The sequence below is a fragment of the Nocardioides sp. NPDC006303 genome (assembly GCF_040613175.1).
Taxonomy (GTDB): Bacteria; Actinomycetota; Actinomycetes; order Propionibacteriales; family Nocardioidaceae; genus Nocardioides.
In genome coordinates, this window is record NZ_JBEXRR010000010.1 from 140,290 (window position 1) to 150,707 (window position 10,418).

The 10,418-nt window shown below is 68.1% G+C and carries 11 protein-coding genes; 8 read left to right on the forward strand and 3 right to left on the reverse strand.

What is annotated here, in order from left to right:
• The first annotated feature begins 7 nt into the window (after window positions 1-7).
• From tsaB to tsaD, 4 genes are all read left to right on the forward strand, one after another.
• On the forward strand, window positions 8-658 hold the full coding sequence (tsaB, locus tag ABZY89_RS10920; protein ID WP_355227029.1) for a tRNA (adenosine(37)-N6)-threonylcarbamoyltransferase complex dimerization subunit type 1 TsaB: 651 nt from the start codon (window positions 8-10) through the stop codon (window positions 656-658).
• Entirely contained in the window at window positions 655-1,110 is a 456-nt protein-coding gene (rimI, locus tag ABZY89_RS10925) for a ribosomal protein S18-alanine N-acetyltransferase (RefSeq protein WP_355227031.1), read from the forward strand. The genes tsaB and rimI overlap by 4 nt, the downstream gene beginning before the upstream one ends.
• A gap of 218 nt (window positions 1,111-1,328) precedes the next feature.
• Window positions 1,329-1,721: a hypothetical protein gene (locus tag ABZY89_RS10930; RefSeq protein WP_355227032.1), complete on the forward strand. Its 393-nt coding sequence runs from the start codon at window positions 1,329-1,331 to the stop codon at window positions 1,719-1,721.
• A 280-nt stretch (window positions 1,722-2,001) separates the two neighbouring features.
• Window positions 2,002-3,063, forward strand: coding sequence for a tRNA (adenosine(37)-N6)-threonylcarbamoyltransferase complex transferase subunit TsaD (tsaD, locus tag ABZY89_RS10935; protein WP_355227034.1), 1,062 nt, complete (start codon window positions 2,002-2,004; stop codon window positions 3,061-3,063).
• Between the two features lie 9 nt (window positions 3,064-3,072).
• On the opposite strand, the gene ABZY89_RS10940 is transcribed toward tsaD, so the two are convergent.
• On the reverse strand, window positions 3,073-4,230 hold the full coding sequence (locus ABZY89_RS10940) for a class I SAM-dependent methyltransferase (protein ID WP_355227036.1): 1,158 nt from the start codon (window positions 4,228-4,230) through the stop codon (window positions 3,073-3,075).
• Window positions 4,231-4,329: 99 nt separating this feature from the next.
• On the opposite strand from ABZY89_RS10940, the gene ABZY89_RS10945 reads away from it, so the two are divergent.
• From ABZY89_RS10945 to groL, 3 genes are all read left to right on the forward strand, one after another.
• On the forward strand, window positions 4,330-4,968 hold the full coding sequence (locus tag ABZY89_RS10945) for a hypothetical protein (RefSeq protein ID WP_355227038.1): 639 nt from the start codon (window positions 4,330-4,332) through the stop codon (window positions 4,966-4,968).
• 187 nt (window positions 4,969-5,155) lie between these two features.
• The gene (gene groES, locus ABZY89_RS10950) at window positions 5,156-5,449 is read left to right on the forward strand and encodes a co-chaperone GroES (RefSeq protein WP_008362423.1); all 294 of its coding nucleotides are present in this window, start codon (window positions 5,156-5,158) and stop codon (window positions 5,447-5,449) included.
• A 92-nt stretch (window positions 5,450-5,541) separates the two neighbouring features.
• Complete coding sequence (gene groL / locus ABZY89_RS10955; RefSeq protein WP_355227040.1) at window positions 5,542-7,161, forward strand: chaperonin GroEL; 1,620 nt, start codon at window positions 5,542-5,544, stop codon at window positions 7,159-7,161.
• Window positions 7,162-7,239: 78 nt separating this feature from the next.
• Here groL and ABZY89_RS10960 read toward each other — a convergent pair whose 3' ends face one another.
• Both ABZY89_RS10960 and ABZY89_RS10965 read right to left on the reverse strand, forming a co-directional pair.
• A complete protein-coding gene (locus ABZY89_RS10960) occupies window positions 7,240-7,989 on the reverse strand; it encodes a GH25 family lysozyme (RefSeq protein ID WP_355227042.1) in 750 nt (249 codons plus the stop codon).
• A 19-nt stretch (window positions 7,990-8,008) separates the two neighbouring features.
• Window positions 8,009-8,677, reverse strand: coding sequence for a DUF305 domain-containing protein (locus tag ABZY89_RS10965; RefSeq protein WP_355227043.1), 669 nt, complete (start codon window positions 8,675-8,677; stop codon window positions 8,009-8,011).
• Window positions 8,678-8,857: 180 nt separating this feature from the next.
• Between ABZY89_RS10965 and ABZY89_RS10970 the strand changes: the two genes are divergently transcribed.
• Window positions 8,858-10,333, forward strand: coding sequence for a hypothetical protein (locus ABZY89_RS10970; protein ID WP_355227045.1), 1,476 nt, complete (start codon window positions 8,858-8,860; stop codon window positions 10,331-10,333).
• Window positions 10,334-10,418: the final 85 nt, after the last annotated feature.

Consider the following 10,418-nt stretch of genomic DNA (forward strand, 5'->3'; position numbering starts at 1 on the left):
GTGAGTTGTGCTTCTCGCCTTTGACACCGCCACGCCCCAGGTGACTGTGGCGCTCCACGATGGCGACGACGTCGTCGCAGAGGTCGTCTCCGACCGCACCATGAAGCATGGTGAGCAGCTTGCGCCGCTGATCTCCGACGTCCTCGCGGAGGCCGGGATCGTACGCCAGGATCTGACCGCCATCGCCGTCGGCGCCGGCCCCGGGCCGTTCACCGGCCTGCGGGTCGGGTTGGTCACCGCTCGGACGCTCGGGTTCGCGCTGGAGATCCCGGTCTATGCGGCCTGCACGCTGGACGTGCTGGCGGTGGAGGCCGTTGCCTCCGGGGTCGGCGGGCCTTTCTTCGTGGCGACGGATGCGCGGCGCAAGGAGGTCTACCTAGCCTCCTACGACCCCGACGGCGTACGCCTCGAGGGTCCTGTCGTCGCACGCCCCGCCGAGGTCGCCACCTCGGCGCCGGTCGTCGGGGAGGGGGCGCTGCTCTATCCCGACGCGTTCCCGACGCCACTCGGCCCGGTACGCCCGTCCGCCGCTTGGCTGGCCCGGGCGGTCGCCGAGGAACAGGTCGAGTTGATGGATCCCGAGCCGCTCTACCTGCGCAGGCCTGATGCGGTGGAGCAGGCTGCCCAGAAAAGGGTCCAGAAGAAGGTTTCCCAGTGAACGTACGCCCGGCTGGTCCGGACGACGTCGACGCAATCGCCGCCCTCGAGCTTGAGGCGTTCCCCGACGACGCCTGGACGCCCGAGTACCTGCAGGTGGCGATCGACGGGAAGATGCCGACTGTCCGGATCCTCGTCGCCGTCGATGATGCGGGAACGATCATCGGCCATGCGCTGGTGAGCGTCGTCTACGAGATCGCCGAGCTCCAGCGGATCGCGACGGCCGAGGAGCAGCGCCGCCGCGGGATCGGTGGGGCGCTCCTCGCTGCGTCGATCGACCTCGCTCGGAGCGAGGGAGCCGAGCGACTTCTCCTCGAGGTGCGTGAGGGCAACGTCGGGGCCATCGAGTTCTACCACCAAGCCGGATTCTTCGAGATCGACCGCCGCGAGCGCTACTACCGCGACGGGGCGACGGGGATCGTGCTGGCCTTCGATCTTGTTGCTCCTGCCTGAGCGGCCGAGGCTGACCGAACCCGAAATTGTCGGTGCCCTGTGCTGCGATGGATGCCATGCACCTCAGACGCAACGCCTTCGACTCGCGGACAGCAGGCCTCGCTCTGGCCAGGACGATCGGCCGCAGCGGGCTCCGTCCGCCCACGCTTCAGACGATCGCCGAGGAGGCGAAGACGGGAGCGTCGACACTGCACCGATGGTTCGGCGGGGCGCAGGAGATGCTGCCGCACGCGACCGCCGCGTTCGCTGACATGTTCTGGACTCGGATCGCCGATCGGGTGAACACGACCGGCTGGGCAGGTTTTCTGCCGGCGAACGAGGACGACCTGTTCTTCCTGAGAGCATGGCTGGGCTTCGAGGAGCTTGCCCGTTCTGATGACGGAGTCGGACAAGCAGTGGGCGAACTGTGGCACGACGCGAGGTTCTGGTTTCGATCAGTACTCGGCCGCGAACTCACCGACTTCGAGTCGGCAGGAGTGGAGGCGATACTTCGCGGACTCTGGGACGGTCTCTGCGCAGTGGAACGGCTCGACTCAGATCTCGCGCATCAGCTGTGGGAGGCGGTCTATACGTCCCTGGCGGAGCTCCCGAGCAACGCTGCGGCGGCCTGATCGGCTGCCGCGGAAGGAAAATTCCTTCCGGCGGATCAACTGACGCGCGACTGGGCGGTGCCAGCGGAATGAAAATTCCTTCCGCGAAGAGAGCCTGGGTCCAGCGCGGCCGCCAGATCACGCTGCAACCTGATGGAAGCAACCTGATGGAAGCAACCTGATGGCTGCCGACCAGAAGGAAAATTCCTTCCGCTGCCGAGAACTCTCTCCCTGGCCGCGCCGGTCACAAGCACGCGGGCCGCGTTCAAGTTGCTCAGCGTTCACAAGGCAGAATGCCCCTATGACTGCTGGTCCTATCACCGACGAGCCCTTGGTCCTTGGCATCGAGACGTCGTGCGATGAGACGGGGATCGGGGTGGTTCGCGGGCACACGCTCCTGGCAGACGCGGTCGCGAGCAGCGTCGAGGAGCATGCCCGGTTCGGCGGGGTCGTGCCGGAGGTCGCCAGCCGGGCGCACCTGGAGGCGATGGTGCCGACGATCGAGCGGGCCTGCGAGGAGTCGGGCATTAAGCTCCACGACGTCGACGCGATCGCCGTCACCTCGGGACCGGGCCTCGCGGGTGCCCTGCTGGTCGGCGTGGCAGCGGCCAAGGCGCTCGCCCTCGGGCTCGACAAGCCGATCTACGGGGTCAACCACCTGGCTTCGCACGTCGCGGTCGACCAGCTCCAGCACGGCCCGCTCCCCGAGCCCTGCATCGCCATGCTCGTCTCCGGCGGCCACTCCAGCCTGCTCAAGGTCACCGACATCACCGAGGGCGTCGATCCGATGGGCGCGACCATCGACGACGCCGCGGGCGAGGCCTTCGACAAGGTCGCCCGCCTGCTCGGCCTCGGCTTCCCCGGCGGCCCGGTGATCGACCGGACCGCCACGTCGGGCAGCTCGATCGCGATCGACTTCCCCCGCGGGCTAACCGGCCGCCGCGACCTGGAGCGTCACCGCTTCGACTTCTCCTTCTCCGGCCTCAAGACCGCGGTCGCCCGCTGGGTCGAGGCCAAGGAGCGCAGCGGTGAACCCGTCCCGGTTGCCGACGTGGCGGCCAGCTTCCAGGAGGCCGTGGTCGACGTCCTGGTGCGAAAGGCCCTCGACGCAGCCTCCTCCGAGGGCATCGAGGACATCATCATCGGCGGCGGGGTCGCGGCCAACAGCCGACTCCGGGTGCTCGCCGAGGAGCGCGCCACCAAGCTCGGCATCCGCGTCCGGGTCCCGCGCCCGGGCCTGTGCACGGACAACGGCGCGATGGTGGCGGCTCTGGGGGCGGAGATGGTGGCCAGGGGACGTACGCCTTCGGCGCTGGATCTCCCGGCGGACTCCTCCCAGCCGATCACGACCGTCCTGGTCTGACCTCCGCCTTCAGAAGGGCCGCACCAACAGACACGTTCCTTCGCCGGCGACCCGGGTGAGCACGATCGTGGCCTCCTCGGAGCCCGACAGTGCGAGCCGCTTGCGGAGCTGCTCGGGGACGACCTGTACGCCGCGCTTCTTGATGGTCAGCTTCCCGATCCCGCGCTCGCGCAGCGCCGCCTTGAGCTGCTTGTCCCGGTAGGGGAGCTCCTCGAGCACCTGATACCCGCGGGCGAACGGTGTCTCGAAGGAGGCGGAGGAGGCGACATACGCGATGTGCTCGTCGATCAGGTGGCCCTGCACCCCGGCGGCGACGGCGGTGACCAGCCCCGCGCGGATCACGGCGCCGTCGGGCTCGTAGAGAAACTCGGCGACCGCACCGACCTCAGCACCGGGGTCGTCCTCGGAGGTGAGCGTGGCCAGGCCGCGCTCACCGATCACGGTGGCGCGACGGCGGGTGCTGGCCAGCGAGCCCGACCACAGCGCGGCCTCCTTGACCTCGCCGCGGTCGCTGACCCATTCGGCCTCGACCTTGTCGGGTACGAGGTCGTGCGGGATCCCGGGGGCGACCTTCACGCACGCGTCGCGCGCGAAGAGCGTCTCGACCCACGACCACGGCGGCGTCCACCCCTCCGCGGAGAAGACCCGGCCCTTGGCGCCGCGGCGTGCCGGATCGGCGTACGCGACGTCGAAGGGGGAATGGTCGACACCTGTCGCGTCGGCGACTGTGACCGCACCTGGCAGCCCGAGGGCGTCGAGGTTCGCCTGGGCGACGGCGACCCGCTCCGGATCGTTGTCGACCCCGGCGGCGGTAAGCCCGGCGCGCGAGGAGGCGATCAGGTCACCGCCGATCCCGCAGCCCAGGTCGATGACGCTCGTCGCGTCGAAGGCACGCAGCCGGGCCGCCCGGTGGTGGGCGACGGCGAGGCGGGTGGCCTGCTCGAGGCCGTCGGGGGTGAAGTACATCCGCGGTGCCAGGTCGCCGAACTTGGCGGCCGCCTTCCGGCGCAGGTCGACCTGGGTCATCGCCACGGCCACGCGCTCGGCCGCCTCGTCCTTGCGCAGCGCGGTCTGCACCGCCAGGGCCGACCCCGTCATCTCGGTGGCCCGCGCCAGCAGCCGCTGCCCGTCATCGGTCAGCAACCAGGAGAAGGCGTCGAGATCCATGCAGCCGATCCTCTCAGGCCGGTTTCCGGTCCGGGCAAACTCCATTACCCCACCCGGTGTTTGTGATCTAGGATCCGCCGGGTGCGTAGATCCCCCCGCATGACCTCTCTGACCTTCTCGGCGGCCGCGGCCGTCATCGCGCTGCTGTCACTGTTGCTCGCCGCACCGGCTTCGGCCGACACCGCGACTCCGGTGGGCCAGTGCTCGTCCGGGGACCGTTCCTACTCATCGGTGGGTGCCACCTCCGCCACCGCGACGGCGCCCGAGGGCTACCGGATCGCCTCCTTCTGTGTGGTCGGTCGCGGCAACGCGGGCGCGGAGATGCACACCCTGTCCGCGCCGCAGCGGACCACGGTCGTCGCGCACAGCTCCGGCAAGCAGTTGGAGAGCTACTCGGTGACGTATGTGCAGGTCCCGGTCGCGAGCAAGCCCGAGGCGGCTGAGACGGCTGAGAAGACGACCGAGAAGGAGAAGGCGAAGGTCGAACGTACGCCTACAGCGGAGGAGTCGGAGCCGGAACCGAGCCACTCGGCCCCCGTAGAGAACTCGGCCGCCCCGGCGGAGTCCGCGCCGCTGCCGTCCCAACTGAGCGACGGGGAGGAGTTCCAGATCACCACTTTCGAGGAGAAGGACGACAGCGAGGATCGCTGGTCGTTCCTGGTGGTCGGCGGGATCATCGTCGTCGGTCTCCTCGCCGGTGCGATCGCGCTGATGGTGAGGATCCCGGGGCAGCGGTAGACGGGCCTTGCTGGCACTCATTGCGGCCGAGTGCTAACGTCTGCTTTGGCACTCTCCCCCTGAGTGTGCCAGCGCTTGCGAGCCGGGTACGACCCCCGCGACGGCGTACGTGGCAGATCGCAAGCACAGACGTAGCAACACCCACCGAAGTCTGACTCCGTAGAAAAGAAATGGGGAGGTCGACACAGTGTCGGTCAACATCAAGCCTCTTGAGGACCGGATCGTCGTCAAGGCCGTCGAGGCCGAGCAGACCACCGCCTCCGGTCTGGTCATCCCGGACACCGCCAAGGAGAAGCCCCAGGAGGGCGAGGTCCTGGCGCTCGGCCCGGGTCGCATCGACGACAAGGGCAACCGCGTCCCGCTCGACGTCGCCGTGGGCGACAAGGTCATCTACAGCAAGTACGGCGGCACCGAGGTGAAGTACGCCGGCGAGGAGTACCTCATCCTCTCGGCTCGCGACATCCTCGCGGTCATCGCCTGACGTCATCCGTCTCGCATCAACGCGGCCGGGCCGACGGGGTTTATCAAGTCCTGGGCCCCGGCCGCGTTCTGCGTACTAGGGAGTAAATACTAATGCCGAAGATCCTGGAGTTCGACGAGAACGCCCGCCGCGCCCTCGAGCGTGGCGTCGACGCCCTCGCCAACGCCGTCAAGGTGACGCTGGGCCCCAAGGGCCGCTACGTCGTCCTCGACAAGAAGTGGGGCGCTCCGACCATCACCAACGACGGTGTCACCGTCGCGCGTGAGATCGAGCTGGACGACCCGTTCGAGAACCTTGGTGCTCAGCTCACCAAGGAGGTTGCGACCAAGACCAACGACATCGCTGGTGACGGTACGACCACCGCGACCGTCCTCGCCCAGGCGATGGTCCACGAGGGTCTGCGCGCGGTTGCCGCCGGTGCGAACCCGATGAGCCTCAAGCGCGGTATGGACGCCGCCGCGGCCGCCGTCGGCGACGCCCTGCGCGCCGCCGCTCGTGAGGTCGTCGACGAGTCCGACATGGCCTCGGTCGCCACGATCTCCTCCCGCGACGCGAAGATCGGCGAGATCCTCGCCGAGGCCTTCGCGAAGGTGGGCAAGGACGGTGTCATCACCGTCGAGGAGTCCAACACCACGGGCACCGAGCTCGAGTTCACCGAGGGCATGCAGTTCGACAAGGGCTACATCTCTCAGTACTTCGTGACCGACCAGGAGCGGATGGAGGCCGTCATCGACGACCCGCTGATCCTGCTCGTCCAGGGCAAGATCAGCTCCATCCAGGAGCTCCTGCCGTTGCTGGAGAAGGTCATCGCCGCCGGCAAGCCGCTGTTCATCATCGCCGAGGACGTCGAGGGCGAAGCCCTCTCGACCCTGGTCGTGAACAAGATCAAGGGCACCTTCAACGCGACCGCCGTCAAGGCGCCCGCGTTCGGTGACCGCCGCAAGGCCATGCTGCAGGACATCGCGATCCTCACCGGCGCGCAGGTCGTCGCCGAGGAGGTCGGCCTCAAGCTCGACCAGGTCGGCCTCGAGGTGCTCGGCACCGCTCGCCGGATCACGGTCACGAAGGACAACACCACGATCGTCGAGGGTGGCGGCGACGCTGCCGCGGTCGAGGGTCGCGTCAACGAGATCAAGTCCGAGATCGAGCGGACCGACTCCGACTGGGACCGCGAGAAGCTCCAGGAGCGCCTCGCCAAGCTCGCCGGTGGCGTCTGCGTGATCAAGGTCGGCGCTCACACCGAGGTGGAGCTCAAGGAGAAGAAGCACCGCATCGAGGACGCTGTCTCCGCGACCCGCGCCGCCATCGAGGAGGGCATCGTCGCCGGCGGTGGCTCCGCGCTGATCCACGCCGTCTCCGTCCTGGAGAAGGACCTCGGCCTCGAGGGCGACGAGGCGGTCGGCGTGCGCGTCGTCCGCAAGGCCGCCGACGAGCCGCTGCGCTGGATCGCCGAGAACGGTGGCGACAACGGCTACGTCATCACCACCAAGGTCCGCGAGCTCGGCGTCGGCCAGGGCTTCAACGCCGCCACGGGTGAGTACGGCGACCTGGTCGCCCAGGGCGTCATCGACCCCGTCAAGGTCACCCGCTCCGCGCTGATCAACGCCACCTCGATCGCGGGCATGCTGCTCACGACCGAGACCCTGGTCGTCGACAAGCCGGAAGAGGAAGAGGCGCCCGCAGCCGGTCACGGCCACGGTCACGGCCACTGATCCAAAGCCGAGTCGGCGCATCCCGGCCCCTACCTCGCGAAGCGAGCGAGAGGGTCAGGATGCGCCGACTCGGCGATTTCAGCGAATGATCAGCGAGTCGAGATCGACGTCGTCGGAGAGCACGTTCATATCGACGTACGCCTCGTCCGCGCTGCCGACTCCGTCGAGCCGGTCGCGGTTGGAGTACTGCCAGACGGTCCAGTCGCGTCCGTCGGGCACCCGGGGCGGCCAGGCGACGGAGCGGAACCAGATGGGGTTGTCGGGGTAGAGGTCGACCAGGTAGGCGCGGTAGGCCGACGGCGTCGTGTAGATGACCGGCGCGATGCCGTAGTGCGCCTCGAGCTTGGCGAGCAGCGGGTCCAGGATGGCGCGGACCTCGGTGGCGGGCGGCAGGTTCCCCTTGAAGGAGCCATAGGGCTCCAGGTCGACGACCGGGGCGAGAGTTCCGGCCACGTGGGGCACCGTGGCGATCATGTTGTGCGCCTGGTCGGCGCCGGGGCTCTCGAAGCTCATGAAGTGGTAGGCGCCGGTCGCGAGCCCGGCTCGACGGGCCTCGGCCCAGTTGGCGGCGAAACGCGTGTCCACGTGCGCCGAGCCCTCGGTCGCCTTGATCCAGGCGAAGTCGATGTCCTGCTCGGCGACCCGTGGCCAGTCGACGGTGCCGTTGTGGTGGGAGACGTCGATGCCGCGTACGTCGTACTTGGCCGCGAACAGACGGGTCGGCATCACGACGCCGGTGTAGACCAGCGCGGTCATGATCAGGGCGAGGCAGACGACGACGGCGGAGCCGATCAGCACGCGTCGACGGCGGGCGGGGGCGAGGGGCACCGCGGAACCGTACCGGTTCTCACAGCTCTTCGAGCAGCTTCTCCATGATGTCGATCTCGACCGACTGGGTGGCCTCGACGTCCGTCGCCATCTCGAGCGCCAGCGCGTCGCTGCCCTTGGCGGCCATCGGCTCGGCCATCTTCAGGGCACCCTGGTGGTGCTGGATCATCCCGGTCAGGAAGAGCCGGTCGAACTCCTCGCCACGGGCCGTAGCGAGCTCGCTCATCTGATCCGGCGTGAGCATCCCGGCCATGGTGTGCGCCGGGTCAGAGGCACGCGGAACCCGCAGCCCGCGGGTGTTGAGCCATCCGCTCATCGCCACGATCTCGGGGCCCTGGGCCGACTCGATGCGCTTGGCCAAGGAGACGACCTCGGGGTGGACGCCGTGCTCGCGTGCCAGCCGGGTCATCTCCAGCGCCTGGGCGTGGTGCGGGATCATCATCGTCACGAAGTCGGCATCGGTCTGGGTCCACGGGTCCGTGGCAGCAGCCGAGGGCGAGATCGTCGCCGCGGCCTCACCCGGCGCCCCGCCCTGGACCACGGGGGCCGACTGGGCGGCCGCCTCCGGGCTGGGCGAGTGACCTGCGTGCTCGCCGTGCGCGTCGTCCGAGGAACCTCCGCACCCGCCGAGCGAGATCGCCGCGAACACGACACCCGACGTGATGACACCCAATCGACTACCGCGCACGTGTCTCCTTCCGAGATCCCGCAGAGGTGAACAATTTATTCATATTCCATGCCTGCCGTGTACGACTTTTACTAAAGTTGAGTGGTCCTGCCCGTGCCACCCCACGGCGGCCGACTCGGAAGGCTTGCGAACATGAGGCTTAGACGACCCACCCAATACCTGGCCCCCATCGCGGTGGTCATGGTTGTCGCAGGAGGGCTGGCCGTCGCCGCCCCGTCCTCCGCAGACGAGTCCCACACCCACGGCACCGAGAGCACCCAGAGCACCCAGTCTCCCGAAGCCCAGACGAGCTGCACGGCCGAAGAGAAGCAGGCGATCACCAAGCTCGGTGACAACTTCGCCTCCGCCTGCGTCGCCGGCAACGATCTCGCCAACCTCGGCGCCAACAATCCGGTCGTGCCCGCAGGCGAGTCCGACGGCACACCCAACATGCACCTGATCGCCAACATCCCCAAGTCGGGTGCCTTCACGCCCGCCAACGCCCTCAACAGCGACCTCGCCTTCCAGGGCAACTACGCCTTCGCGGGCAACTACAACGGCTTCAACGTCATCGACATCAAGAACCCGAAGAAGCCGCGACTCGTCAAGCAGTACGCCTGCCCCGGGTCCCAGAACGACATCTCCGTCTACGACGACCTGCTGGTCCTCTCCGTCGACTCCAGCCGCAGCAACAACACCTGCGACAACGTGGCGCAGTCGGCCGCGATCAAGGAGTCGTGGGAAGGCATCCGCGTCTTCGACATCAGCAACCCGAGAGACCCGGAGTACGTCGCGGCGGTCGAGACCAAGTGTGGCTCCCACACCCACTCGCTGGCACCGAGCAAGAACGGGCGGGACGTCTACGCGTACGTCTCCTCCTACGGTCCGCGTGCGGAGTACCCCGACTGCCAGCCTCCGCACGACAAGATCAGCATCGTGAAGATCCCCAAGCGGGCGCCCGAGCGCGCTGCGGTGGTCAACGAGCCGGTGCTGTTCCCCGACGGCGGCTACACCAACACCGCCGGATGTCACGACATCACCACCTACCCGTCCAAGGACATCGCCGCCGGCGCCTGCATGGGTGACGGCATCCTGATGGACATCTCCGACCGCGAGAACCCGGTGGTGACCGAGCAGGTCACCGACACCGCGAACTTCGCGTTCTGGCACTCGGCCACGTTCAACAACACCGGCACCAAGGTCGTCTTCACCGACGAGCTCGGCGGCGGCGGTGCGCCGACCTGCAACCCGGAGACCGGGATGGAGAAGGGCGCCAACGGCATCTACGACATCGAGGGCGGTCAGCTCGTCTTCAAGTCCTACTACAAGATCCCGCGCACCCAGTCCAACACCGAGAACTGCGTCGCCCACAACGGCTCGCTGATCCCGGTCAAGGGCAAGGACATCATGGTGCAGGCCTGGTATCAGGGCGGTGTGTCGGTCTACGACTTCACCGACTCGGCCAACCCGAAGGAGATCGCCTGGTTCGACCGCGGTCCGTTCGAGGACACCACGACGATCGCCGGACCCTGGTCGACCTACTACTACAACGGCTACATCTACTCCAACGAGATCCAGCGCGGCTTCGACGTCTTCGACCTGCGCGACCCGCGGGTCGCCTCGGCGAAGCGGGTCAGGTTCGATGAGCTGAACGTCCAGGCTCAGCCCTCCTACTGATTGATAGCCGAGTCGGCGCATCCCGGGGCGGGCCGACGGCTCGCTGGTCAAGCTCGACGAGACGCCGGACCCGACGATGTACCCC

Bases quoted from the DNA above. Each gene is read 5' to 3' on its own strand.
- ABZY89_RS10945 (WP_355227038.1), top strand. From the start codon at position 4,330: ATGACCTCTCTGACCTTCTCGGCGGCCGCGGCCGTCATCGCGCTGCTG.
- ABZY89_RS10940 (WP_355227036.1), bottom strand. From the start codon at position 4,230: ATGGATCTCGACGCCTTCTCCTGGTTGCTGACCGATGACGGGCAGCGG.
- ABZY89_RS10930 (WP_355227032.1), top strand. From the start codon at position 1,329: ATGCTGCCGCACGCGACCGCCGCGTTCGCTGACATGTTCTGGACTCGG.
- groL (WP_355227040.1), top strand. From the start codon at position 5,542: ATGCCGAAGATCCTGGAGTTCGACGAGAACGCCCGCCGCGCCCTCGAG.
- ABZY89_RS10970 (WP_355227045.1), top strand. From the start codon at position 8,858: ATGGTTGTCGCAGGAGGGCTGGCCGTCGCCGCCCCGTCCTCCGCAGAC.
- tsaD (WP_355227034.1), top strand. From the start codon at position 2,002: ATGACTGCTGGTCCTATCACCGACGAGCCCTTGGTCCTTGGCATCGAG.